Below are 24845 nucleotides of genomic sequence, written 5' to 3' on the forward strand. Positions count from 1 at the left end.
GGGCCGCCTGGGCCGGGGTGACCGGCCGTGAAGCGGGCTGCTGTGCTGCGGGCTGGGGCGCGGGCTGGGCCGCCGGCTGCCGGGGCGTGCTCTTGCCGCCCGCGGCCTTCTGGGCGTCGGCTGCGGTCTTTTGGGCGGCCGCCGCCTGCGCCCGGGCGAGGGCCGCCGTCGCCGCCTCGGCATCTTGACCGGCTTGGTAGTCGCGTTCGGCCTCGGCCGTGGTGTCCTTCAACAGGGCCAGCTGCGCGAACAGCTCAGTGGAGCGCCGCTGCTCGGTCTCGTAGGCCGTCTCGGCGGCCTGCGCGGCCACATTCGCCGCCTCGTACCTGGCCAGCGATTCCGTGCTGAGCCGGGTGCGTTCCTCGGCAGCGGATGCCGCCTGCTTCCCGAGCGACTCGGAGGTGTTCTTATCCTGCAGTGCTTCGCGGTAGATCGTGTCCGACTGCTCACTCAGCTTGCTCGCGGTGCCGAGCCGTCCAAGCAACTCATCGGAGTTGTCGCCGTTGAGAAACAGGCTCAGCGACAGATCCTGGGCGCCGGTCTTCGCCAGGTGGGCTGCGATCAGGCCAGCCCGCAGCTTCGAGGTCGCGGCACGGGCCTCCGCCGTCTGGGCCTGCCTCGCCAGGCTCGCTTCACGGGCCGTGGCCGCTTCGAGGTCGTCCAGCGCGACCCGGTAGGCCTCCGCCACGATCAGCGAGGCTTTGGTGGCCGCCGCCGCCGAGATCTGCAGGCCCTGGAGCAGCTCGGTAATCGATTCGATCTCGGCCTGCTTGGTGGCCTCGCTGAGCTTGGCCTTCGCCACGTCGTCCCAACTGGGGTAGCCGGGCACGGCGAACGCCGCCGGCGCCGCGACGCCCACGGATGCCGAGACAGCTCCGAGGGCGACCGCCGCGAACAGACGGGAGGGCTTCTTGCGCCACCCCCGTCGGTCGGTGTCCCTAGCCAAGGGAAGCGCCCCGGTCCGACATGAACGGAACCGGGTTGATCTGGCTGCCGTTGGTGCGCACCTCGAAGTGGAGGTGGCAGCCGCTGGCCGCACCGGTCTCCCCAACGCTGGCAATGTTCTCCCCCGCGGAGACGCTCTCGCCGTTAGAGACGAAGATGCCGCCCGAGCGGATGTGGGCATACCCGGTGGAGATGCCGTTGGCGTGCTGGATCAAAACGAAGTTGCCGTAGGTTCCGTAGAGACCGGCGTAGACGACGGTGCCGCTGCTGGCCGCGTAGATTCCCGAGCCGCAGCCGGCGCCGAGGTCCGTGCCGCTGTGGAAGCCCTTGCTGCAGCCCTCGTTGCCGCAGATCTGCGCACGCGGGCCGTAGCCGTCCGTGATGCGCCCGCCGGATGGAACCGCCCAGCCACCGCCGCCGACTGAGCCGCCGGAGCTGCTGGACGAGCCTCCCCCGTTGCTCGGCCTCGCGGCCGCTGCAGCTGCGGCCGCTGCGGCCGCCCGCGCGCTGGCCGCAGCGCGCTCGACGCGCACCCGTTCCGCTTCGATGGCGGCCAGTCGCGCCCGCTCGGCCACTCCGGCCTCGTAGCCGGCCGACGTAGTGGCCTGCGCATCCTGCATGAACGCCAGCTGGGCGTCGAGTTCGACGCTCTTCGCCTCCGACTCGGCTAGGGCACTGGCGGCCGCCTGCGCGGCGGCCTGCGCAGCGACGAGCGCTTCCTCGGCCGCGACGCGAAGCTTCTCGCGCTCGGCTTGGGCGACCTTGGCCTGGTCACCCAGAGACTCGGCCACGTTGGTGGCGGTCTGCGCCTGCTCGTAGACGCTGCTGCTGCGTTCGACGAGCTTACTCATGCTGCCCAGCTTGGACAGGAGCGCATCGGCGTCTTCGCCGCGCCCCTCGCCGTCGAGAAAGAGGTTCACGCTCAGGTCGGTGCCGCCGGTGCGGTAGAGCTGGGCGGCAAGTTGGCCGGCCTGGCGAGTCGCGGTCGCCGCCACCGCGGAGCTCGCGGCGGACTGCGCCTCGAGGTCGGCGGCGCGCCGGCTGGCCTCGTCGAACTTCTCTTGCGCCGCCTGCAGTTCCGCTCCGCGGGCCTCGGATTCGGCTTGGGTCTGCTCCACCTGGGTCTGCAGGTCGGCGATCAGACCCTGGATCTGGCTGACCTGCGCCGAGGCGGCGGCCGTGTTGGACTTGGCGTTCTGCACGTCCTGCCACGTTGGATAGTCGATGGCCTGGGCCGGGCCGGCCGGACCGATGAGGGAAACAAAGAGGGAGAGCGCAGCGACGAAACCGGTCGCCAGGCTGACACGGTGGCGGCGACTGCGCCTGCTGCCCGCGGATCCGTCACCCCCCTTTTCCGCTCGTGCTTCCCGGCTGAAGAGAACTGCCGTGCGCTTCATTACTCCCCGATCGGGCTCGTTACACACATCTGCTACTGCTTGAGACCGACTCAGAGTAACAACAACAGGGTAAAAACACCCCCCTTGAATCTAGCGGCCCGTCAAGCGAAACCTGGGAAATTCACGGGCTCAATGCCTGCGACACCCCCGGAAGGAACACTTTTTGCTCTCGATTTGAGATTCCCGGGCGGTAGACCGTATGCTTATGCGTCGGAAGCCATGAGGTTTATGGCGTCTCGGCCCCATCGTTTAGCGGCCTAGGACGGCGCCCTTTCACGGCGTTAACACGGGTTCGAATCCCGTTGGGGCTACGCATCCTGCAGGTCTGGGATGTGCAAGAATAAGCAAGTACGAAAACAGCTAGACAAAGTTCGACTCTCGTTAGTTCTTCTTACGAGGCCCTGTAGCGCAGTTGGTTAGCGCGCCGCCCTGTCACGGCGGAGGTCGCCGGTTCAAGTCCGGTCAGGGTCGCACAGGCAACAAGCCCTTTCGACAGAGAGGGTTTTTTTCCTTGAAGCGGCTTCTCGAAGCCACTTCTGGCCCTGTAGCTCAGTTGGTAGAGCGTTCGACTGAAAATCGAAAGGTCACCGGATCGACGCCGGTCGGGGCCACTGAAGGTCATTCCCAGGCTTCTACCGGGGTGGCCTTCTTTTTTTGCCTCGCAGCCCGGTATCCGTAGGCCGCCCGGGGAAGACTCCGGCTCGCAGCGCGCCACCTCCCGAACCAAGCCCCCCCCCCCCCCNAAGAGGTCCTAGTAGCTCGCGTCCGAACGGGGGTACATTCCGTGCTGTGACACGCTGAGAAAACGTCAGATTGTTCGCAGATGTCGTGCGAGGATTCCCGGCAGCGGCGCACGCGGCAGCCACCGCGGCAGCACTTCTCCGACCTGTAACCCGAACTGCAGGGAATCACCGTGAATACGCTTCTTTGTCGTCGATTCCTCCGCCCCCCCGCGGAGCACCCGACCCTTTTCCTGCCACCCGAGGGGCCGTGATGGGAGTCGCGGCGTCGGCCGAGATCGATCCAAGCGCCGTGATCGGCCCCGGTTGCACGATCCGCCCGCTCGTGCAGGTGCGCGAATACGCGCGGCTCGGCCCCGAGTGCGTTCTCGCCCGCGGCGCCTATATCGGACCCGGCGTCGTGGTTGGGCGGCACTGTACGATCCAGGACTACGCGGTCATCTACGAGCCTTCCCTATTGGAGGACGGGGTTTTCGTGGGCGCCGCGGCGGTCTTCACCAATGACACGCATCCTCGGGCCGTGAATCCCGACGGAACGCTCAGGGCCACCGACGACCGCGACCTCGTGGGGGTGACCGTGCGTACCGGCGCGTCGATCGGCGCCCACGCGGTCTGCATCGCCCCGCTCACGATCGGACGGTGGGCCATGGTGGCAGCCGGTGCGGTCGTCACCGAGAATGTCCCCGACTACGCCCTGGTGGTCGGCGTGCCGGCTCGGCGCACCGGCTGGGTCGGACGCAGCGGCCTGCCCCTGCGGGCCGAGGGAGACAACCGCTTTGTGTGTCCGGTCACCGGCGAAGATTACACCGAACACGACGGCATACTCACGCGCAACTGACCCGCCCGCTCTACAGCACCGCGTCGGCCGGCGCGAACGTGTCGCAGCTACCGGCGCCGTCGTCGAAGCCGGTCTGGAACCACCGCTGGCGCTGTTCGCTGGAGCCGTGGGTCCAGGCCTCCGGGTTGACCTGGCCCTGCATGGACTCCTGGATGCGGTCGTCGCCGATTGCGGATGCCGCACTGAGCGCATCTTGAATCTGTGCCGGGGTGATGGGCTTCAGGAAGGGCACTCCGCCAGTGTCGCGGGTGTCGGAGGCGGCCCCGGCCCAGGCGCCGGCGAAACAATCGGCCTGAAGTTCGACGCGCACCGCGTTGGAGCCGGCCCCGGTCTGTCCATCCTGGGAGGCCGCGAGTGTTCCATCGAGATTCTGGATGTGGTGGCCCCATTCGTGCGCCACGACGTACATTTCGGCGAGCGGGCCGCCCGACGAGCCAAAGCGGGTGCGCAGGTCGCCGAAGAACGCGGTGTCGATGTAGATGGTCGCATCCGGCGGGCAGTAGAACGGCCCGGTGGCGCTGGTGGCCCCGCCGCACCCGGTTCCGACGCTGTCGGTGAACAGCGCAACCGGCGGCCGCTGGTATTCGGCTCCGCGGGCGGGCAGTTCCTCAGCCCAGAATACGTCGAGGGACGCCGCCGCGCCCTTGATCCGGCACTCGACGTCTTCGTTCGCCTGGGCGCCGGTCGTGCACTCGGACAGATTCGACACGCTGCCGCTGTCGACGGGCTGCGTGCCGCCGCCGGCCAGGCCACTCAGGTCGACACCCAGGAGCTGTGAGAGCAGAAAGAGGGCGATCGCACCCACGCCGCCGCCCACTGCGATTCCCGCGGTGCGGCCCCTTTTGCTGACCCGGCCGCCGCCGATGTTCGCGTTGTCGTTGAATGTCATGAGAAAAAGCTACCCGTCGAAGTGGTCCGCTGCCGCGATGATGGCGTCCGGGTTGTCGAGCTCGCTAATGGAACATTAGGTGCCCTGCGCACGATGTGCCCACCCACCGAGATGAGTGAGCTCCGCCCGTCCCCCATTCGGGGTCCGAGCCGACTTGGGCGTTCGGGGGTATGGTCAGCTCGCAAGCAGTTGAAGATTTATCACTTGTTTGTTTGGTCGGGTTGTCTCGTTCCCTAGACAGGCTTTCCCGGGCGAATCCCATCCCGCTCTGTACACCCGAAATGCAGAGGATTCACGTGAAGACGTCCGCGACGTGTCGACCTATTCGTCGACCAATATTCACCGGCCCCACCCAGGCCGAGCGCCGAGCGCTCCACCGCCCCTTGCTGGCGGGGTGAGCAGACGGTGACGGACCCTCAACCGCGCCTGCCCTTCGCGGGGCGCCTTCCCACCGCCCAGCCGAAGCTCGCCCTGGTGCCGGCACCGGCGCTGAAGAACCCAGTCAGCGTCGACGCGAAGTCGTCCGGCCTGGTCTGGGCCAAACAGTTTCGGATGAAACTCTTGATGAGCGACGTGGGCATCGTCACGACCGCGGTCGCGACGGCCCTGATCGTCAGGTTCGGCGGTGAGGGTGCCCAAGCATCCGTCGGCGGATATCGGGCCGACTACTGGTTGGTCGCCCTGCTCATCATGCTCAGCTGGATCGCGACCCTGGGGGTCTTCCACACTCGGGACTCCCGCGTCGTCGGGATCGGGGCCACCGAGTACAAACAGGTGATCAACGCGAGCGCGATCACGTTTGGCCTCCTCGCAATCGGTTTCCTGGCATTCCAGGTCGACGTCGCACGCGGCTTCTTCGTGCTCGCACTCCCCCTCGGCATGTGCGGCCTTGTGCTGGAACGCTGGCTCTGGCGCCGGTGGTTGCTGCGCCAGAGGCTTTTCGGCCACTACCTCGCGCGAGTCATCGTGGTCGGAAATCGAGCCGACGTCGAATACGTGGTCGGCCAGATCGAGAATGCCGGCGCCACCTACTACGTGGTGGGGGTGGCACTCGCGAGCGACTCGAAGTCCCCGGTGAAAACCGAAAGCCGAACGATTCCGGTGGTTTCCGACCCGGCACACGTCGCCATCGCGGCCGCCGATCTTGCCGTCGATACCGTGATCGTCGCCGGCCAGCCCAGCTGGGGGAGCGAGTACATCCGCACCCTCGGCTGGCAGTTGGAGGGGACATCCGCAGACCTGGTGCTGTCCAACCAACTCACGGATGTCGCCGGTCCGCGCATCCATTTCCGGCCGGTCGAAGGCTTGCCCCTGATCCACGTTGAGATCCCACAATTCGAGGGGACAAAGCACGTCCTCAAACGCTTCCTGGACATCGGCGTGTCCGGGATCGCACTCCTTGTCTTCTGGCCGCTCCTGGTGGCCATCGCGATTGCGGTGAAGCTCGACTCCCCGGGTCCCGTCCTCTTCCACCAGGAGCGGTGCGGGCGCAATGAGCGCACCTTTCAAATGGTCAAATTCCGCTCCATGGTGCAGACGGCCGAGGACGACCTGGCAGGCCTGCTCGATCAGAACGAGGCATCCGGAGCGCTCTTCAAGATTCGCAATGATCCGCGCATCACCCGGGTGGGACGTGTGCTCCGCAAGTACTCGCTCGACGAGCTTCCCCAGCTCTGGAACATCCTGGTCGGGAACATGAGCCTCGTGGGCCCGCGACCGCCGCTTCCGGTGGAGGTCGAAGCCTACGAGATCCACGTGCACCGGCGTCTATATATCAAGCCGGGTCTGACGGGGATGTGGCAGATCAACGGCCGGTCGAATCTGAGCTGGGAGGACAGCGTGCGGCTCGACCTCTACTACGTCGAGAACTGGTCGCTGGCCGGTGACCTGATCATCATCTGGCGCACCTTCAAAACCGTCATGCGCCCGGTGGGTGCGTACTGATGAAGAATGCGAAAAACCGATCAACGGAGGAATCACCGTGACAAGGACAGTCGGCTACGCTGGCGGGGCTTTCGACCTCTTCCACATCGGTCACCTCAACATCCTTAGAAACGCGAAGAGCCAATGCGACTATTTGATCGCCGGCGTGATGTCTGACGAGATGCTCCTGGTGACCAAGGGTTCACTACCCGTCGTGCCGTTGGCCGAGAGGCTTGAGATCGTTCGCCACATCGCCTTTGTCAATGAAGCGGTAGCTGAAATCGCCGACAACAAGATGGATACCTGGCGCTCTCTTCGCTTTGACGTCTATTTCAAAGGCGACGACTGGAAGGGCACCGAGAAAGGTCGCCGTCTTGAGCGCCAATTCGCCGAGGTGGGCGTAGAAGTCATCTTTTTCCCGTACACCATCTCGACCTCGAGCACGGCCCTTCGCCTTGCGCTGACGGCCATGTCCACCAACGCGCCCGACAACCAACCGGTTCATGACTTCAGCAACAGCGAGCGATAGGACAACCATGATTCCGAAACGGGCACTCATCACCGGTGTAACCGGCCAGGACGGCTCCTACCTGGCCGAGTTCCTCCTGTCGATGGGCTACGAGGTGCACGGTCTCAAACGCCGCTCATCGCAGCTCAACACACAGCGAATCGATCACATTTATCAGGATCCGCACGAGCGCAACGCGCGCTTCTTCCTCCATTTCGGGGATCTCTCCGACTCATCGAACCTCACCCGCATCATTCAGGAGGTGCAGCCGGACGAGATCTACAACCTGGGTGCACAATCCCATGTGGCCGTGAGCTTCGAAATGCCCGAATACACCGCTGACATCGATGCCCTAGGCACCCTACGCCTGCTTGAGGCGGTGCGATTGCTGGGAATGACGGACCGGGTGAGGTTCTACCAGGCCTCGACATCTGAACTGTACGGACTGGTCAGGGAGACACCCCAGAGTGAGATCACGCCCTTCCATCCCCGTTCTCCGTATGCGGTCGCCAAGCTGTACGCCTACTGGATGACCGTGAATTACCGAGAGTCTTACGGGATGTACGCCTGCAACGGGATTCTTTTCAATCACGAATCCCCGCGTCGCGGTGAGACGTTCGTGACTAGGAAAATCACTCGGGCCCTCGCTAACATCGCCCAGGGTCTCGAGTCCGGCCTGTTCCTCGGAAACCTAAACTCTCTCCGCGACTGGGGCCATGCACGCGACTACGTTCGGCTCCAATGGATGATGCTCCAGCAGGACGCACCGGAAGACTTCGTGATCGCCACGGGAGTCCAATATTCTGTGCGCGAATTCGTCGAATGGTCGGCGAGCGAGCTCGGCATCACCTTGAGATTCGAGGGTGAGGGCCTGAATGAGATCGGCATCGTCGACAGCGTCGTCGGAGAACTCTCCCCTGCCGTTCGCCCGGGAGACGTCATCGTGCGAGTCGATCCCCGGTACTTCAGGCCAGCCGAAGTCGACACTCTGCTCGGCGACTCGACACGCGCGCGCCTGAAGCTGGGCTGGCTGCCGGAGATCAGCGTGCGGGAGATGTGCGCGGAGATGGTCGCCTCCGACCTGATGATCGCGCAGAAAACCGCCCTCCTGAAAAGTCACGGTTTTCCCTCCCTCGTGTCCCTGGAAAGCTGGTGAACCGCAACACCGGCGCTGCTGTCTACGTCGCGGGACACAACGGGATGGTGGGCTCGGCGATCGTGCGCAGACTCACGTCGTTGGGTTACGTCAACATCGTGACCGCCAGTCATTCGGAACTCGACCTCGTCGACCAGCGAGCCGTTCGGGCCTTCTTCGAGGGCAATCACATCGATCAGGCCTATCTCGCTGCCGCGAAAGTCGGCGGGATTGAAGCCAACGACTCCTCGCCGGCGGATTTCATCTACGACAACCTCCTGATCGAGGCCAACATCATCAAGTCCGCGCACGACTTCGGCGTTCCGAGGCTCCTATTCCTCGGCTCGTCCTGCATCTATCCCAAGTTTGCCCACCAACCGATGGCCGAAGACGCGCTCCTGACCGGCACGCTCGAAGCCACCAACGAACCGTACGCCATCGCCAAGATCGCCGGAATCAAACTGTGCGAGAGCTTCAATCGCCAGTACGGGCGGGACTACCGAAGCGTGATGCCCACGAATCTCTATGGTCCCGGAGACAACTATCACGCATCCTTCAGCCATGTCATCCCCGGTTTACTCAGGCGTTTCCACGACGCACGAGAAGGCGGGGAGGATAAGGTCGTCATCTGGGGCAGCGGCAGCCCGCGACGGGAATTCCTTCATGTAGACGATATGGCGGCGGCCAGCGTGCACATCATGGAACTGGACCGGGAGGTGTACCAGGCCAGCACTACGCCGATGCTGTCGCACGTCAACGTCGGGACCGGCTCTGACTGCAGCATCAACGACCTGGCATCGGCGGTCGCCAAAGTCACCCGCTTCACCGGCCGTCTGACCTTCGACAACAGCAAGCCCGATGGTGCTCCTCGCAAGTTGATGGACGTTACCCGCATCCAGGCGCTGGGCTGGAAGCCGACGATCGATCTCGAGGACGGCCTCGAAGACGCTTACGCCTGGTTTGTTTCCCATCAAGCAGATTTTCGCGGGCGGTGAGCGGGCAGATGAGGGTCACCATTATTGGACTCAACTATTCCCCCGAGCCGACCGGCATCGCCGTCTACACCGCTGGGCTCTCGGAAGCACTGGCCGCGACCGGTCACCCGGTCACTGTGATCACCGGCAATCCGCATTACCCGCAATGGCGGATCTACGACGGCTACGACGGCCACAACCGCGTACACGGGCGCGAGCATGCGCACGAAAGAATCAGAGGTGTCAATGTCACCAGGGCCCCTCACGGTGTGCCGTCGAAACCGCGTCTGTGGAACCGCCTGGGTATGGAACTCAGCTTCGGGATTCGGGCAGTGTTCAGCAAGTGGGACAAGCCCGACGTCGCCGTGCTGGTTACACCTGCCTTATTCTCCGTGGGCGCGGCAATGCTGCGCGCGCGCCTGGTCCATACCAACACCTGTATTTGGGTGCAGGACATTTATAGCCTCGGAGTGTCCGAAAGTGGAACAGGGGGCCGCCTGGCCACCTGGTTGCTCCGCGGGATCGAGCGGTCCATCCTCCGCAGTGCGAACACAGTCGTCGTGATCCACGAGCGGTTCAAGCGCTATCTGGTTGAGGAGCTGGCCATCGACGCCGACTCCGTAGAGGTCATTCGCAATTGGTGTCACACCGACTACCCGAACGGCCACCGTCGGGAAGATGTGCGCACCACTCGAGGCTGGAAATCGGATGATATCGTCGTTCTCCACGCGGGGAACATGGGTGCCAAACAGGCTCTCGAGAACGTTGTCCACGCTTCAGAGATCGCAGAGAAGCGGGGATCGAGAGTGAGATTCGTTCTCCTCGGCGACGGAAACAAGCGGCATCAACTCGAAGCCATGGGCGGAAACCGCCGTCTCGAATTCATCGATCCCCTACCCGAAGAAGCGTTCCAGGCGACCCTCTCAGCCGCAGACATCCTGCTCGTCAATGAGCGGCCTGGCTTGACGGAAATGTGCGTACCGAGCAAACTCACGACGTACTTCAACACGGGGTTACCCGTCATCGCGGCAACTGATGAATCCAGTGTCACCGCCGATGAGCTGGCGTTGGCCGGCGGCGGAATCAGAATCAACGCCGCGGTCCCCGGCGACCTTGTGGACGCGGCCGAGATGCTCGGTGGCGATGCGGAGTCTTCGGCCGCGTACGGGGCGGCCGGGCGGAAGTTCTCGGCCGACTTCCTGTCCTCAGACGCTGCAATCGGCCGGATTCGGCGAATTCTGGAGAAGGGAGCCGTTGACGGCGGTGTCGAGAGAAATCGGTTGGCGAGGCCGATTCTGACCGGGGCGACGGATGCAATCGAACCGCCGTGAAGCGGAAATGGACAGCCCGGAACGAATGGACATCAACTGACGAGGATTGACCTGAATTCGACCGGCGGTCCATCCTGGTAGTTCTTGCATAGCCAGAAATAGCCTCCCCGGTAGCTCGCATCATCGATGTCCATCGACCAGCCGTCACCGTCAAGTCGCAGGATCCGAATACTGTTTGCGAGGACTTCGATCTGGAGACGCACCCACTCCGAAGCCCGTGGTGGGGCGGTCAGCACCGCTCTCAATCGCGTGCCCTCGGTCGTCCCCGCGACCCGGCTGAACAATTCAAGGGAGCCGTTCGCCCGGAGAATCATGTGGTACCCGGACACATCGCTGGCCACCCTGACTCGGTAAGGGCGGTCGTCGGCGGCACCGAAGGCGAGCCCGGCGTGCTGCTCCTCCCTTGGAAGCGATTCCGGCCAACGGAGCTCGCACGTGATCCGGTATGATCCGGGACCCACCGGGCACATTGAGCCCATCAAGTAGCTCTGCACGTCCCGGTGGTCCAGTGCCACGGATGCGGCGCCCGCGTCGATCAGGGGCTGCACCAGAGTGCCCTCGTCAATGGTCCAGGGCAGGTCGCCGGCGGCCCGCAGCCCGGTTCCGAAGGCGTCACCGTGACTCCCAGCGGTCGTCCCGGTCACGTAGGGCAGATTAGAGCACATCATCCCGGCCACGCCGAGGTCGCTCATCCGGTCACGCATCGAGCGATAGTGCACCTCCCACGCGATAACCGGTTTGCCGAAGCCCACCAACACGGCCACCTGCGCATCCGTCGCCCTGTGTGACACCCCGAGCAAATCGAAACGAGGCGCAAGTTCATTTGCACGCTCGAAAAGTTCCGGAGTGAAGTATCCCCAGGTTGTGTAACCGTGCCCGTCGACCAGTGTGTATTGCGTTGCACCTGCCCATTGTTTCCAGACGAAATGCTCCGTGGAGTGCGAGTAGCTGTCCATGACCTTGAGCAGGGCTTCCGTATTCGTGCCTTGCTTGTCTTCGAGAAAGATCACGTGCGTTGTGGCGAAGGCATCCAGTACGTCGGCGAGCAACGGCAGCGGCTCCCGTTCTGCCGCAGGGCCGAGCCAGGCTCTCGCGTCGCTGCGAAGTTGCGACAGTTCCTCCCAGGTGACTTCCGCGATCGGGAGGTCGACACCCGTCATCCGCTTGGTCGTCAGATCGTGATGGCACACCAACACGCCGTCTGAGGTGGCGCTGACCGAGACTTCGATCGCTTTGGCCCCGCTGTCGATCACGCGGCTGTACGAATCGAAGCTGTGCTCGACCCAGTTGTCTCCGGAGCCACGGTGAGCTATGTAGAACGGTGTCGTTCCGAGGAGATCTCCGATTGCATATCGTGCCGCAGCAGTCGGGAGTACGGAGACCGGGGGAGCGGGCGTGGCTTGGCAAGCCGACAGCAGCAGTGTTGAGGCGCCGGCCAGGAGGAACTGTCTTCGGTTTATTGGCGGCAGGAACGGAGCGCGGCTGATGTCAGCCGTGCTCTGCACGTCGGTACCGCTGGACATTCAGCTCGCTGTGAAGGTCAGGGTGAGCAGCGGGCGATAGGTGACGTTGGTGCTGTTGGTCGACCACAGCCGGAGGTTGTCCGGGCCGGCACTGACCAGCGCGACGGACACCGTTGAACCAGCGAGAGTTCTCAGCTGCGCCGCATCGAGCGTGACCAAGTAAGCCGTGTTCGTCGCCGATGCGCCGGCGAGGCTCCCCAGGTCCGGTCCCAGACCGGTGGGTCGGTTGTTCCAGTTCACCGTGCCCTCCGTCCAATTCCCACTCAGCAGCTTAAATGTCTGGGCATCCACCGAGGCGGCGGTCGAGTCGGTCGAGGTTCGAATCCGCAGGGTCGCCCCGCTGAGCACAGTGCCCACCGGCGCAGCCGGGACTGCAAACTTTAGGTACGACTCGATCAGCGACGTGCCCGCCCCCCGGGACGACAACTGGCTATTGGACCCGAAGTTGGTCGTGGGAAGCACCTGGTACGTCGTCGAGTCTTCGCTGGCACCGGTCGTAAGGACCACCGGTCCCACAGGGGCGGCCTGAACCGTCGCCTCCGCGGCACCAGAGGCTGCACTCACATTGCCGGCAGCATCACGCGCCATCACCTTGTAGAAGTAAACACCCGACGCCAGACCGGGATCCGAATACGACGCACCCGAAACATCTGCGATTTTGCTCGACGCATCAGCGACGAACTCAGCCGAAGACCCCCGGTACACCGAATAACCCGTCACCGCGACATTGTCCGTCGACGCCGTCCAGGCCACCGAAACCGAACTCCCCGACACCGACGCCGTCAGACCAGTCGGAACACTCGGCACGTCAGTGTCGGCGGTCGCCACCGACGCGGATACCGACGCGGAAGCCGGACTTGCGTTGCCTCTGGCGTCGTAGGCGACCACGACGTAATGGTACGTTCCGTCAGCGAGCCCCGGATCCGTATATGACGCATCTGTCACGTCGGCGATCTTGTTGGTGGCGTCAGCGACGAAGCCGGATGCAGACCCGCGGTGCACCGAATAGCCGGTGACACCGACATTGTCCGTTGACGGAGTCCATGCCAGCGCGACGGCGCCGTTTGAGACGGTTGACGTTAGGCCAGCGGGAACGCTCGGCGCTATGGCATCGGGAGCGGTGTTGGAGCCCAGCTCGTAGTGAGCCGCGACGGCCGCTGCGCTCAAGGCCGACGGATAGACCGCCACCTCGTCGAGCGTGCCCGCAAAATAGGGACTGTCGGGCTGCGAGGGCCAGCTGTTGAGGTTGCCACCACCGGCACGCCAGTAGCCGTCAAACGCCTGGTTGAAGTTGGTAGGGTTCGAGCCGACCTCTGTGCCATCCAGGTAGAGCTTCATCCCATCGGGTCCCTGCGTGCCCACTACGTGATGCCAGGCGTTGTTGTTGAATCCCGCCGGCGATTCGATGAGTTGGAAGCCCCCGACGTACACGCCGAAGATGATGCTCCCGGAATTGGTCATGTAGATCTGCTTGTCGTAATTCGAACCCTGCCCGGTTGCGACGTTCTCAAAGCCGACGATCTTCCCGCCGGATGTCGTGTCCGTCTTGAACCAAGCTTCCGTGGAGAACTGGGCAACCGATGAGCGTGCGGTCTTGGTCGCAATGCCGCCGTCCTGAGTTCCGCTGGTCTGCACGGCAGTCCCGACCTTGATCGCCTTCGGCTGCTGCAGCTGGACTGCAGCGCCGTAATCTCCTTCGCTCTGGGCGTCGGACGATGAGTCTTTCGCCGCGCTTCCAGAGGTTTCGTCGAGGCGCCAGTACACATCAGGCTCGTCCGTGTAGATCCTGGCTCCATACGCGTCTGTCGGGGTCGGCGGAACGGCGAGGGTTCCCCCAGCGAGAGTGTAGTGCTGGGCGATCTGCGCGGCGCTCAGGGCGGATGCATAGACCGCGGTGTCGTCTATCTGGCCGCCGAAGAAAGCGCTAGACGGCTGGCTGGGCCAGCCATTCAGGTTGTCGCCACCGACATGCCAGTTACCGCTGTATTGCTGGCTGGTGCTGGTGGCGTTCTGGCCCACCCGGACGCCGTCCACGAACAACTTCATCCCGGACCCGCTCTGGGTTGCCACGATGTGGTGCCACTTATCATCATTGTACGACGAGGCCGTCTTGATCGTTTCGGTGCGACCGATGTAGACACCGAAGGTCAGGCGACCCTGGTTATCCATGTAGATGTGTTTATCGTAATTCCCGCTCAGGTTCGTGTTGCCAGTCCCGGTGCTCGGCCGACCATCCCCGAATCCGATGATCTTCCCCCCTTGGGTGGATGTCGTCTTGATCCAGGTTTCGATCGAGTAAGTGGTGGGTGCCGGTTTCTGCTGGTCGCTCCAGATGTAGCCATCAGTCCCATTGAACGTAGCGGAGGTGTTGGTGTCACCGACGATCGCGCCAGGCGCCCGGTAGGTGACGCCGTTCTTGTATAGGCCGTTCAGGCCGGTGACCGTCGCACCGGACTTGTCCTGTGCCCAGGGACCGGAAACCTCATCCAGACGCCAATACAGCCTGGCTCCGTCCTGGATCACCTGAGTGGGATAGTCAACCCCCTTGGTGACGGCGCGGGCTGCTACTGACGCCGACAGCGGACTGGTGTTGACCCCGTCATTCGCCGTCACCCGGTAGGTGTAATTCGTGCCCGCGGCGACATTCGTGTCAACGACGGTCACCTGGGGACGGGTCCACCACAGGGAACTGGCAGAGCCGGTCCAGATTGGGGTCGCTCCGCCGTTCCGGTAGACGTTGTACGTCAAGGCACTGTCGTCAGGGTCGACCACGGTGCGGAAGCGAATCTGATTGGCGCCCGAAGTGAGCGCCTCGGCTGCAACGACCGGGGTGGGCGGCGCACCGACGTCATCCGGACCGAAGCGTGTGAGTCCCTGTTGGACTACGCCGTTGATGACAGTGAACTCACCGCCGTACCAGAGGTACTTCTTTCCCGTTGTGGCGCCGGTGGCAATGGTGAGAGCACGCGGGCCGATTCCTTCGCCCGTACCGTCATTGGAAGTCGGGAACCAGCCCAGCAAAGCCGCGTCCGAGGTGTTCTGTGCCATCAAAAACATCCGTCTCCCGTCAGGAAAGGCGTTGTTCGATGAGCAGTCGTGCGCGTGACTCGCGGAATACAGGGTGCCCTGGTATTCGAGCACCGCCTGCGTTGCGCCCAGGCAGTTGTCCCGCCAAGTCTGGTCGAGTGTGCTCCAATTGACGGCGAAGCGACCGTCGAAGACTCCGCCCCCCGTTCCTTCGTTGCCCCCGTAGAACGCCGTGCCGTCCGACCACAAGGTCTTGGTCACCGAGGTACGCGGGATGAAGCCGAGGGGGTAATTACGCACGTTTGCGCCGGTGGTCGCATCGACGACCGCGATGGAGTGGGAATCCTGGTCATTGACCGTGAAAAAGTCCCCACCGATGGCTACCCTGCTGCGGTCGGGAGAGACGGCCACGGCCCGCCCGACAGTGTCAGCCGCCGGGGCCCAGGGCAGAAGCGCGCCCGACGTCGCGTCCACCGCTGCAAAGCGCTTGCGCGCCTGGCCGCCGACGGTCTGGAACTCCCCAGCCAGGTACAGGGTGGACGAGGTGGCAGCCATGCCGCGGACGAGGGAAGACACCCCCGCCACCCGGAACGGCTTGACGGTGCAGGCGACCGGGTCGATCGCGGCTACCCGCGCGGCGTTCACCCCGCCGACGGAGGAGAAATTGCCCCCGATGTAGATGGTGTTGCCGTCGGGTGAGGCAACCACCGACCGCACGGTCGGCGTGGCCCCATTAAGGGTCATGGCGAACTGACAGCTGTCAGGGGCTCCTGTCTCCGCGTTGAAAATCGCAAGCGTTCCCTGGTTCCTCGGCACTCCCGCACCGCCGCTGGGCGGCCTGATCTCAGAAAATGTTCCGCCCGCCACGACTTTTCCGTGCACCGTGCCGACTCCGTAGACAACGCCGTTCGTCTGCCAGGTCGACAGGTTGTCCGCACTGAAGGCGACGCCGGCGGAGAGCGCCGACGCCGGTTGTGGCACGGGACTCGCTATGACGAGTCCGGCCACGACAGCCACGGTCGTGAAAATTGCGGCAAGCTTACGCATAGCTACCTATCCCTCGGGTGAACAGCCTCATCGCCGAAAAGCTCTGATGACCGCGAATGAACTATGGAATCCAGCCTCACGCGGCCTTGGAGCGCTTTGGGTAAGAAAGCATTGCTCACGTTTAGCGAAAAGTGGGATCGGCGGAAACGTACGCCCTGTGCGCCACACCCGCAATGCCCCGGAGGAGTGACGTCCGACGAGGGGCTAACATGTGCCGAGGACGGGGCACGCTGCCCACGCTCAATCAATCCGAGGATGGCCCGTGATGACACAGTTTCGTGAAGCTCACGCACAGCTTGCGAGTGCGCAGAAGGCACAGACCGGGGTGTCGCTGTACACGCGATACGTCAATCGACCGTTGGGGCGCGTGCTGGCCTCGGTGTGTTTTGGGCTCAGGATGACGCCCAATCAGGTGACCGGGCTGTCGGCCCTTGCGACCGGGGCGGGTCTTGTTCTCCTGGTCAGCGGAGAACCAAGCCCGATCCGAGCCGTCGGCGTTGCGGTCCTCCTCGTTCTCGGCTTTGCGCTGGATTCGGCAGACGGTCAGGTCGCGCGCCTGACCGGCCGCGGTTCCCCCGCTGGCGAGTGGCTCGACCACGTCGTGGACGCCGGCAAGATCGTCGCGGTCCACGCAGCGATCCTCATCACGGCGTACCGCTTCTGGTCCACGGAGCCGATCTGGTATCTCGTGCCCCTCGCATTCCAGGTCGTGTCCGTTGTCACCTTCGTGGGTGGCCTGCTGACTGAGCTGCTCCTGCGCCGTTCAGCCAACGCAACCTCCACGACCTCGGCCATCGGCGAGGGCGGGGCTCGTCGCCCCTCGAGAGCCAGGGCCATTGCTCTGCTGCCGGCCGACTACGGGATCCTCTCGCTCAGCTTCATCCTCACTGGCTGGCCCGGTGCTTTCGTGGTGGTCTACAGCCTTCTCTTGGCCGCCAACGCGCTGATCATGGCGTTACTGCTCGGCAAATGGTTCCGGGCACTGTCCGCCCGCGGCTAAAGCGCGTCTTCCACCGTTTCTCCCGTAGCCGGGATGAAGACCCGACTGGTTCCCGTGGTCGAACGCTCGAACCACTCACCGTCGATCGGCCCGCGGAGCGCGGCCGGAACACCCGCCCATAGTCCGGGCAACCCGCCCGATCTCGCACGGGCGAGCACCGATCCTCCCGCCAGGACCGACCGATCCGGCAAGATAGCGCCGCCGAAGAGCAGACAGCGCGCTCCGACGAAACTCCGGGCTCCAATTCGCACCGGATATGCCGCCTGAGCATTTCGTCGAACGTCGATGCTGTGCGTCACAATCTTGGTTTCGTGCCCGGCGACACTGGAGTACTCGCCGATCACTATGGAGCCGGAGCAATCGAACTGATGCCGGCTCGTAATTTTTGAATGAGGCCCCATTTCCAGTGCCGCGCCGTCCGGGTAGAGCCGCTTGTACACGGGGTGGGATGAAAAAACGTTCAAGCGGCCGATGGTTGCGTGATCACCGATTGACACCCGGCGCATGTTCTTGAGCAGGTTCCATCGGCCTATCCGGCTGTTCGCTCCCATCGAGACCTGTGTGACCCGAAGGACGAGACAGGATCGCGCCATTGCGGTCGGATGAATGTCGTGGCCGATCGAGCGAAGGAGCCGGTTCTTAGCCGTGCTCGCCGGCAGCGCCCAAGCCAGCGCCCTCATCGCGTCTTTGATCTGACTCAAGAGCCGCTCACCCCGATTTCCGGAACCATTGTCACGTCGAGCGCATCCTCGCTGCGCTGGGCGATTGCGCGGCGCATGCCCATGAGTTCAAGCAGAAGCCTGAGCGAAAGCCCAGCGAAGATACCACAGAGCGCCCCCTCTGCCCCCCAGGACACGGCTCCGATCGCGACGCAGGGTAGACCGACCAGAGTTCCGATGGCCGTCGCCCCGGTCACCACATCGAGTCTGCGCAATGCCGCCAGGCAGGCCTTGCTGACGACCGCCTCGATCAGGCTCACTCCGGTGATCAGCGCCATCAGTATCAAGGTGACAAAGGACGGTTTGATCTGGCCGCCGCCGAGCCAACGCACCAGTTCCGGGGCTACGGCCAGCATGAGACCGGCGAGCGCAACCGCGAACACCACGGCGGCGACCAGCCCCGTCCTGACTCGGCGGACGAGGTCCTGCCTTCGAGCTTTGGGCACCCAGCCCTGGAGGATCGTGACGAATGGGCCGAGTCCCACGATCACCTGGCGCTGCACCTTCTCGACAACGGCGTAAACCGGCTGCGCGCCCGGGGCGATCAACGACACAATGACAATCGGGGTCGAGGTATACAGCGAGGAAAGCACGGTCGAGGTGACACCCAGCCGCTGCGAAGAAAGCACCATCCCTATCCGCCTGCGCGGAAGCGACCGGAGTCGACGGAGTCTCCACGGTTGCAGGATCCATATGGTGGAGGCCATGAATGCCGTCACCATACCGATCAGCTGCCAGAGCACACCCACGAGAGCACTCGACCCGTGAGTCATGTAGAAAATGCCGATGCCGGTCCCGAGAACCCGCGGGACGGTTTCGAAAACCAAGAGTCGGTACGGTTGCATGAGACCGACGAACCACCAGTTCGCGGTCAGTCCCACGGTCGCCGTGGACAGGGCACCGACTCCGGCGAAGATGGCGTAGTCGCGACCGACACCCCAGGCCACCGAAAAAACAAGAAGGCCGACGGGCACAATGATCAGCAGCTTGCAGATAACCGACTCCGCATATGCGGTGAGTCGCATGTTCGCGTCTGCCCTCGCCACGGAGGCCGGCCCGGAGAGACCCCAGCCGTAAGCCACGATAACCGCACCCACGCCGCCGATGGACTGGCCTGCCGCAATCATTCCCCACGCTGCCGCGCCGCTTGCCATGACCATTGAGGGGATGACCGCAAGCGAGACGACAGCCAGGAGCACCATCGAAATCGAGTATCCGACGATGGTGTTCATGCTGGCGCGAACGCGCCTCAGCCGTCTACCCCTCGGCGCACCTGCCTTCATCGGACCCTCATCTCGCCTGCCCACGCTCAGTTCGACGGGGTTGCATGCGAACAAGCTAGCAGCAACATGGTTCAACGGGATATCTAGCCGCTGATCGGTTGTCTGCGTACACTGACCGTCATGTCAGTCAGCGACGCGAGACCACCGATGGCCCAACCGTCAGGTCTCCCTCGCCGGAACCTGGCCGGATTCTCCGGCGCAGGCTACGAACGGGGGCGGAATTCGCTCTGGCAGATCGCCTGGCTTCTCCTCTCCGGACTCGTTGTTGTCCGGTGGTGGTGCCCGCCCCGTCTCCGCGTGGCGCTCCTTCGGCTTTTCGGCGCCACGATCGGTGACAATGTTTTGATCCGCCATCGCGTGCGCATCCACTGGCCATGGAAACTGGTCGTCGGTGACAACTCGTGGATCGGTGAAGAGGTCTGGATTCTGAATCTCGAGCCGGTGATCATTGGCAGTGACGTGTGCATTTCCCAGGGTGTCATGCTGTGCACGGGCAGCCATGACCGCACCTCGCAGACATTCGAATTCGACAATGCGCCGATTATCGTGGAAGACGGCGCCTGGATCGCGGCCAGGGCAACAGTTCTCCGAGGAAGCCGGATCGGCCATGACAGCGTTATCGGCGCGACGGCTCTCGTCTCCGGGACCGTGCCCGCCCGGGCACTTCTGCGAGCTCCGCGCGCGGAACGACCAGCACTCTCACAGGACCGGGACCAGACCTGAATGCGTGTGCTCTCCATCGTGACGCTCGTCACTCCCAACGGTGAGTATGGAGGTCCCGTTCGCGTCGCGTTGAACCAGGCCAAAGCCCTCCGTGAAGCAGGCCACGACGTAGTGGTAGCCGGCGGCGCCCGCGGATTCGGCGAAGCGGCCCCCCATGAATTCGACGGGGTGCCGCTCCGTCTGTTCCCCGCCCGAACGATCATCCCAGGTATCGGTTTCGCCGGCCTGTGCGCACCCGCCCTGCAGCACTGGCTCAAGCAGGCCGCGCGCTCGTTCGACGTTGTGCACATTCATGCCGCCCGTGACCTCGTCACGCTCCCTGCTGCGCGCTGGTTGCGCAAGGCCGGGATACCGTACGTGGTGCAGACTCACGGAATGATCGACCCTTCAGACAGTCCATTGGCGATTCCTCTGGACGCGTTCGTCACCCGACCGGCTCTGAGGGGGGCGAAGGTGGTGTTCTACCTCACCGACCAGGAACGGAATGATCTCAGTGCCGTTGCGGGCACGGCGCTCAATCTAAAGCATCTCGCCAATGGCGTACCGGCGCCGGGGAGCGCGAACGGTCCCGCTGCGGGCACGGAAGTTCTCTATCTAGCCCGACTCGCCCGCCGGAAACGCCCGCAGCTCTTCGTGAAAATGGCGCTCGCACTCGCTGATGAATTCCCGACGGTGTCGTTCACCCTGGTCGGTCCCGATGAGGGAGAGGGGCCAGCGGTACAGCGCCTCATCGACGCGGCCGATAGTAAAGGCATACTGTCCTGGGAGGGACCCCTGGCCCCGGGTGCAACCAACGAACGGTTGTCGCGGGCCGCCGTATACGTTCTGCCTTCCATCGATGAACCGTATCCGATGTCAGTTCTCGAAGCCATGTCACTCGGCGTGCCGGTGGTCATCACGGATAGCTGCGGACTCGCTCCGGCGGTCACTGAGATCGGATGCGGAATTGTGGTGGATGACACTCTCGAGGCTCTCGTCGGCGCCGTTGCAACGGTTCTACGCGACGACGATCTGACTCACAGCATGGGCCGCGCCGGCGCGCTGGCTAGCCGGAACCGGTTCGGGATGCAGGCGATCGCTGAAGCTCTGGCCACTTCGTACCGCTGAGCGAGTCACTTCTGGGGGGCCTGCCCGACTGTCGGACGAAAAGCAGACACGCCAACGCGACCGCCACCACTCCCGTCGCCTGGAGCAGTGAACCGCGCAAGAGAATTGTCATATAGACCGGAAAGATCGCGCCGACAATGGCCCAATAGCCCGCGGCATTGAACGCGGGGAGAAGTCGACTGTCCATGACACGCAGGGAGTAGCCCAGCAGGAGAAAACCCACGATGAGTACGCTGATACCTCCATTGACCAGGAATTCCGCCCAGAGCGGGGCAGAGAGGTTCTGAAAACTGTAGCCGCGATATTGGGCGAGCAGAATTCCCGTGTCCACAGGCTTGTCCGGCCAGACGCCTCGGGGCACCCAGAAGAGAACACTGCCGAGCGCCTGGCGCCCCGGCTCAATCAGCCCGTCAAGACCGTACGAAAATGCGTTGGCGACTTGCCAGAATGCGTCATAGTCAGGGTTCCCCTCGTACTCCCCGAAGAAACCGTTGCGCACCAAGTTGACTTCCGGGCGCCGGAAGGCATCCGCCAGAGGGAACAGAAAAATCAATCCGACGAGTGCTGCAGTCAGGGTCGCTCGAACACGCGCGACGGTGAGCAGGGCTCCCGCGAAAACGGCGAGGGCGAAGAGGACAGTGCCCAGGCTGTAGCGTGCACTGCTGACCGGATTCACGACGGTGAGAAGGAGTGCAATCCCGACAACGATCAGGCCGCGATAGGCCATCGACAGCGGCCCCGTCGTCCTCCGCCTCAGCTGCACGAGCGCACCGATGCCCACCAACAACGGATAGATAGCACCGGCGTACATGATCGAGCGCACTGCGGGATCCGTCCACGCCGCTGAACGCGCGGCAAAGGCTTGATCCCTGCTACCGAAAAGCGATCCCGCACCGACCCTGGAGATGAAATACAAGCTGAGTACGATGCCCGCGCCGACGAGCACCAGGGTCGGCCAGGTTCGCACCTGGGTCACCACCCGAACGGGGGCACTCCCCCGTTCTCGAATCCCGGTCGTCAGCTTGCTGCGCTCATGCCCGTAGGCACCCAATCGCCCGATTTCATAGCAGGCGACGCCGAGACAGACCAAGGCGGCCGTGGGGAGCTCGAGCGACTCGTCGATACCTTGCGTCGTCCGCGAGATGAGACCACTTCGGATCTGGACGGTTGGAGCAATCCCCATGAAGACGTAGACGAACATCCAGAAGAAGAAGTCGAACAGCATCGGACGGCCGACAACGATGATGAGGGCGAGTCGCAGACCCGCCCACACGACGAGGATCAGAGTCAGAATCCACGCCTGTCCTCTGCCGACGTCTGGCACCTGTACCAGGAGAGCCAGCGGCACGACAGCGGCAAGGATTGCACCGAGAACGGTGACCCCGAGGACGGTGCGAAAAGTCGTTGCCGACCCCGACGTCCCGACGGTTGCGCCGGGTCCAGGTTCCGTCACGAAAGCGCAGTTTTCACACGAACTGCAATTGCGGCATGACCTGCTTCGTTCACACTGACACCGTCACTTGCGACCATCGATGGATCGAGAACATTCGGTTCGAGCAGACTAACGTACGTGGCGCCGACGCGCGCCGCGGCGGCGCGAACCTCACTGTCCAATTCGGCTGCCCGACTATCGTCCATACCGTTGAGCGCCGCCGGGCCGACTACGACCAGAGTAGCATCGGGCACTCCGACGCGCAGGGCGGCAAGTGCGGCATTGATGGTTGCCACTGCTTCAGGCAGATCCACATTCGTGCCGGCCCGCTCCGCCGCCACCACGACGACGGAGGGATTCAGGCCGACGGTCTTGGCCACCAAGTCCTGGTAGCTCGGACACGGCGAGGGCCCACAGGTTCCGGGTGTGACTCCAAACGCGATGTCACCTTCTTTTGTCGCGAGATTGACCTCTTGCCAGCCCTTGTCTGCAGCGAGCCCAGTCGACCAACGGGTGGCCTGGCCGCTGACTCCGGCTCCCGAGGTTGATGCCCCACCGAGGAACACGGCCGTAGGAGCACGTGGAACGGCGGTGATGGTGGGGTATGGGTCTTTCGGCGCTCCTGCGTCTTCCGTGCCGACCGGTTGCAGCGCGAGGAGTGCAAGCCCGATGGCACCCACGAAAAGCACGGCGACGACGAGAAATTTCCACCACCGAGGCCGCATGAGACGTCGGGCTATCATGTGCTCATAGTGGCACGCATATGCCCCCCCTACGTGGGTCGCTGTGATAATGAGGTTCTTGATAGAGTCTCAGTATTGGCTGGTCAATCCGGTGCCGCTCGACACGGTGAAGGGCGAACGCGTGGATCAACGTGGATTCTGGAACCTCTTGCGATCTCGATGGGTTGCGCTCGTCACATTCACCATTCTTGGCGTCATCGCCGCTTCGGTCTACGTGCTGACCACCGAGCCTGAGTACTCCGCGGAAGCGGAGTTATTCGTTTCGGCAATCGGTAGCGATAGCACCAGTGACCTCGCGCAGGGCAGCAATTATTCACAACAGCAGGCCCGCAATTACAGCATCATGGCGACCCGCCAGATCGTCTTGGACCCTGTGATAACCGCGCTTGGATTGAAAACCACTGTCGGTGAACTTGGTGATCGGGTATCTGCCTCGGTGCCACTGAACACGTCTCTCATTTCGATCGCTGTCACGGATACCTCGCCGGACCGCGCCGCCGCCACTGCCGACGCGGTGGCGACGAGTCTGGTCAATACGGTGATCCGTCTGGTCCCGAAAAGGAGCGACGGCACTACACCACTACGCCTCGAGTCCGTGCAGAGTGCGACGACACCCACCGCGCCTTCCGCCCCCAGCCCGTCGATCGCACTGGCATCCGGATTGCTGGGCGGCTTCGTTGCCGGGCTCGGCTTCATTCTCCTGCGGGAGCTAACGAGCGCAAAAGTGAGAACCGCGGAACAGCTCAGGCAGTTCGGTCTGACACTTCTCGGGACGATTGTGTACGACCGCGGGAGTGTCAACAACCCGCTGGTCCCGCAACGAGGCTTCAGCCCCATTCGGGCCGAGGAATTCAAGCAGGTCAGAACGAACCTGCATTTCCTCCAGGCGAATGAGCGCCACAAGGTGTTCGTCGTCACCTCGTCCATTCCCGGCGAAGGAAAATCCGTCACGGCGGCGAACCTCGCCATCACACTCGCGGCCTCCGGCAGCCTGGTGTGTCTGGTCGAAGCGGACCTGCGGAGACCGTCCCTGGCCGACTATTTCGACCTCGAGGGATCGGTCGGTCTTTCGACTATTCTGGCCCACGACGCCGACGTGGATGATGTCCTCCAACCCTGGGGGCCGGACGGCCTCCAGATCCTGTTGTCAGGGCAGGTTCCCCCGAACCCGAGCGAACTGCTTTCCTCCACACACGCCCAACAGGTTTTCGCCTCGCTGCGCGACCGGTTCAACGTCGTCGTCATCGACTGCCCGCCTCTCCTGCCCGTGACTGACGCAGCTATCCTCGGAAGGTATTTCGGCGGGGCAGTTCTCGTCGTCGGGTCGGGAAAGGTCGAAACGCGGGAACTCCGGAAAGCCGTCGAGAGCCTCAAAACGGCAGGGACTCCGGTGCTCGGCGCGATCCTGAACCTGGCACCCGCTCGGCTTCTCGGTCGAAATCGAGGCAGGTATTACATGCCGCACACGGCGGCGGAGCAGGAGCCGTCACGTCAGGAACAACCCGTCCGCAGCCACGAGGAAGAAGTCGCACTCCGCAAACGGTAGCGATGTCACACGATC

The 24845-nt window shown here is 63.6% G+C and carries 19 protein-coding genes and 3 tRNA genes; 13 read left to right on the forward strand and 9 right to left on the reverse strand.

The window, feature by feature from the left end; genetic code table 11:
* Together E3N94_RS15435 and E3N94_RS15440 are read right to left on the reverse strand one after the other, a co-directional pair.
* Window positions 1–946 (reverse strand): NlpC/P60 family protein (locus E3N94_RS15435; RefSeq protein ID WP_134570537.1); only part of this gene is annotated, 946 nt, incomplete at its 3' end.
* The gene (locus E3N94_RS15440) at window positions 939–2342 is read right to left on the reverse strand and encodes a M23 family metallopeptidase (protein WP_134570538.1); all 1404 of its coding nucleotides are present in this window, start codon (window positions 2340–2342) and stop codon (window positions 939–941) included. The genes E3N94_RS15440 and E3N94_RS15435, both read right to left, overlap by 8 nt.
* Before the next feature lie 238 nt (window positions 2343–2580).
* On the opposite strand from E3N94_RS15440, the gene E3N94_RS15445 reads away from it, so the two are divergent.
* The 4 genes from E3N94_RS15445 (at window position 2581) to E3N94_RS15460 (ending at window position 3920) form a co-directional block, all read left to right on the forward strand.
* A tRNA-Glu gene (locus E3N94_RS15445) sits at window positions 2581–2653 on the forward strand.
* A gap of 86 nt (window positions 2654–2739) precedes the next feature.
* Window positions 2740–2813 (forward strand) — tRNA-Asp (locus tag E3N94_RS15450).
* Window positions 2814–2880: 67 nt separating this feature from the next.
* A tRNA-Phe gene (locus E3N94_RS15455) sits at window positions 2881–2953 on the forward strand.
* 382 nt (window positions 2954–3335) lie between these two features.
* On the forward strand, window positions 3336–3920 hold the full coding sequence (locus E3N94_RS15460) for an acyltransferase (RefSeq protein ID WP_104102715.1): 585 nt from the start codon (window positions 3336–3338) through the stop codon (window positions 3918–3920).
* 10 nt (window positions 3921–3930) lie between these two features.
* Here E3N94_RS15460 and E3N94_RS15465 read toward each other — a convergent pair whose 3' ends face one another.
* On the reverse strand, window positions 3931–4809 hold the full coding sequence (locus E3N94_RS15465) for a neutral zinc metallopeptidase (RefSeq protein WP_134570539.1): 879 nt from the start codon (window positions 4807–4809) through the stop codon (window positions 3931–3933).
* A gap of 405 nt (window positions 4810–5214) precedes the next feature.
* Here E3N94_RS15465 and E3N94_RS15470 point away from each other — a divergent pair, with 405 nt between their 5' ends.
* The 5 genes from E3N94_RS15470 to E3N94_RS15490 are packed head-to-tail and all read left to right on the forward strand — an operon-like array spanning window position 5215 to window position 10680.
* Window positions 5215–6753 (forward strand): sugar transferase, encoded by a 1539-nt coding sequence (locus E3N94_RS15470; RefSeq protein WP_241987152.1) that lies wholly within the window; start codon window positions 5215–5217, stop codon window positions 6751–6753.
* A 37-nt stretch (window positions 6754–6790) separates the two neighbouring features.
* Window positions 6791–7261 carry an adenylyltransferase/cytidyltransferase family protein gene (locus E3N94_RS15475; RefSeq protein ID WP_104102482.1) on the forward strand — a complete coding sequence of 157 codons (471 nt, stop codon included), beginning with the start codon at window positions 6791–6793 and terminating at the stop codon, window positions 7259–7261.
* Between the two features lie 10 nt (window positions 7262–7271).
* Window positions 7272–8396 (forward strand): GDP-mannose 4,6-dehydratase, encoded by a 1125-nt coding sequence (gmd, locus tag E3N94_RS15480; RefSeq protein ID WP_241976914.1) that lies wholly within the window; start codon window positions 7272–7274, stop codon window positions 8394–8396.
* Entirely contained in the window at window positions 8393–9370 is a 978-nt protein-coding gene (locus tag E3N94_RS15485; RefSeq protein ID WP_104102488.1) for a GDP-L-fucose synthase, read from the forward strand. Before gmd ends, E3N94_RS15485 begins: the two co-directional genes overlap by 4 nt.
* 8 nt (window positions 9371–9378) lie before the next feature.
* Entirely contained in the window at window positions 9379–10680 is a 1302-nt protein-coding gene (locus E3N94_RS15490) for a glycosyltransferase (RefSeq protein ID WP_134420397.1), read from the forward strand.
* A gap of 32 nt (window positions 10681–10712) precedes the next feature.
* Here E3N94_RS15490 and E3N94_RS15495 read toward each other — a convergent pair whose 3' ends face one another.
* Together E3N94_RS15495 and E3N94_RS15500 are read right to left on the reverse strand one after the other, a co-directional pair.
* Window positions 10713–12203 (reverse strand): glycerophosphodiester phosphodiesterase family protein, encoded by a 1491-nt coding sequence (locus E3N94_RS15495; RefSeq protein WP_134570540.1) that lies wholly within the window; start codon window positions 12201–12203, stop codon window positions 10713–10715.
* A complete protein-coding gene (locus E3N94_RS15500) occupies window positions 12204–16277 on the reverse strand; it encodes a LamG-like jellyroll fold domain-containing protein (RefSeq protein WP_134570541.1) in 4074 nt (1357 codons plus the stop codon).
* Window positions 16278–16674: 397 nt separating this feature from the next.
* Between E3N94_RS15500 and E3N94_RS15505 the strand changes: the two genes are divergently transcribed.
* On the forward strand, window positions 16675–17277 hold the full coding sequence (locus tag E3N94_RS15505) for a CDP-alcohol phosphatidyltransferase family protein (protein WP_233191494.1): 603 nt from the start codon (window positions 16675–16677) through the stop codon (window positions 17275–17277).
* Here E3N94_RS15505 and E3N94_RS15510 read toward each other — a convergent pair.
* Both E3N94_RS15510 and E3N94_RS15515 read right to left on the reverse strand, forming a co-directional pair.
* Window positions 17274–17978 carry a DapH/DapD/GlmU-related protein gene (locus tag E3N94_RS15510; protein WP_104102499.1) on the reverse strand — a complete coding sequence of 235 codons (705 nt, stop codon included), beginning with the start codon at window positions 17976–17978 and terminating at the stop codon, window positions 17274–17276. The two genes, E3N94_RS15505 and E3N94_RS15510, sit on opposite strands and share 4 nt — an antisense overlap.
* Complete coding sequence (locus tag E3N94_RS15515) at window positions 17975–19228, reverse strand: hypothetical protein (RefSeq protein WP_104102502.1); 1254 nt, start codon at window positions 19226–19228, stop codon at window positions 17975–17977. Before E3N94_RS15515 ends, E3N94_RS15510 begins: the two co-directional genes overlap by 4 nt.
* Before the next feature lie 171 nt (window positions 19229–19399).
* Here E3N94_RS15515 and E3N94_RS15520 point away from each other — a divergent pair, with 171 nt between their 5' ends.
* Entirely contained in the window at window positions 19400–20002 is a 603-nt protein-coding gene (locus E3N94_RS15520) for a putative colanic acid biosynthesis acetyltransferase (RefSeq protein WP_233191495.1), read from the forward strand.
* Window positions 20003–21109 (forward strand): glycosyltransferase, encoded by a 1107-nt coding sequence (locus tag E3N94_RS15525; protein WP_134570542.1) that lies wholly within the window; start codon window positions 20003–20005, stop codon window positions 21107–21109. It begins immediately after the preceding gene.
* On the opposite strand, the gene E3N94_RS15530 is transcribed toward E3N94_RS15525, so the two are convergent.
* Together E3N94_RS15530 and E3N94_RS15535 are read right to left on the reverse strand one after the other, a co-directional pair.
* Window positions 21048–22562, reverse strand: a complete 1515-nt coding sequence (locus tag E3N94_RS15530; protein ID WP_104102509.1) for a hypothetical protein — start codon at window positions 22560–22562, stop codon at window positions 21048–21050. The genes E3N94_RS15525 and E3N94_RS15530 overlap by 62 nt on opposite strands.
* A complete protein-coding gene (locus E3N94_RS15535; protein WP_104102512.1) occupies window positions 22559–22921 on the reverse strand; it encodes a hypothetical protein in 363 nt (120 codons plus the stop codon). The genes E3N94_RS15530 and E3N94_RS15535 overlap by 4 nt, the downstream gene beginning before the upstream one ends.
* Before the next feature lie 421 nt (window positions 22922–23342).
* Between E3N94_RS15535 and E3N94_RS15540 the strand changes: the two genes are divergently transcribed.
* On the forward strand, window positions 23343–24830 hold the full coding sequence (locus E3N94_RS15540) for a polysaccharide biosynthesis tyrosine autokinase (RefSeq protein WP_166790126.1): 1488 nt from the start codon (window positions 23343–23345) through the stop codon (window positions 24828–24830).
* Window positions 24831–24845 lie beyond the last annotated feature (15 nt).

It is taken from the genome of Cryobacterium sp. Sr3, from assembly GCF_004402835.1.
GTDB lineage: Bacteria > Actinomycetota > Actinomycetes > Actinomycetales > Microbacteriaceae > Cryobacterium > Cryobacterium sandaracinum.

Coding starts and splice junctions, on each gene's coding strand:
- E3N94_RS15440 (WP_134570538.1), bottom strand. CDS start 2,342: ATGAAGCGCACGGCAGTTCTCTTCAGCCGGGAAGCACGAGCGGAAAAG.
- E3N94_RS15460 (WP_104102715.1), top strand. CDS start 3,336: ATGGGAGTCGCGGCGTCGGCCGAGATCGATCCAAGCGCCGTGATCGGC.
- E3N94_RS15465 (WP_134570539.1), bottom strand. CDS start 4,809: ATGACATTCAACGACAACGCGAACATCGGCGGCGGCCGGGTCAGCAAA.
- E3N94_RS15490 (WP_134420397.1), top strand. CDS start 9,379: ATGAGGGTCACCATTATTGGACTCAACTATTCCCCCGAGCCGACCGGC.
- E3N94_RS15495 (WP_134570540.1), bottom strand. CDS start 12,203: ATGTCCAGCGGTACCGACGTGCAGAGCACGGCTGACATCAGCCGCGCT.
- E3N94_RS15500 (WP_134570541.1), bottom strand. CDS start 16,277: ATGCGTAAGCTTGCCGCAATTTTCACGACCGTGGCTGTCGTGGCCGGA.
- E3N94_RS15505 (WP_233191494.1), top strand. CDS start 16,675: ATGACGCCCAATCAGGTGACCGGGCTGTCGGCCCTTGCGACCGGGGCG.
- E3N94_RS15515 (WP_104102502.1), bottom strand. CDS start 19,228: ATGAACACCATCGTCGGATACTCGATTTCGATGGTGCTCCTGGCTGTC.
- E3N94_RS15520 (WP_233191495.1), top strand. CDS start 19,400: ATGTCAGTCAGCGACGCGAGACCACCGATGGCCCAACCGTCAGGTCTC.
- E3N94_RS15525 (WP_134570542.1), top strand. CDS start 20,003: ATGCGTGTGCTCTCCATCGTGACGCTCGTCACTCCCAACGGTGAGTAT.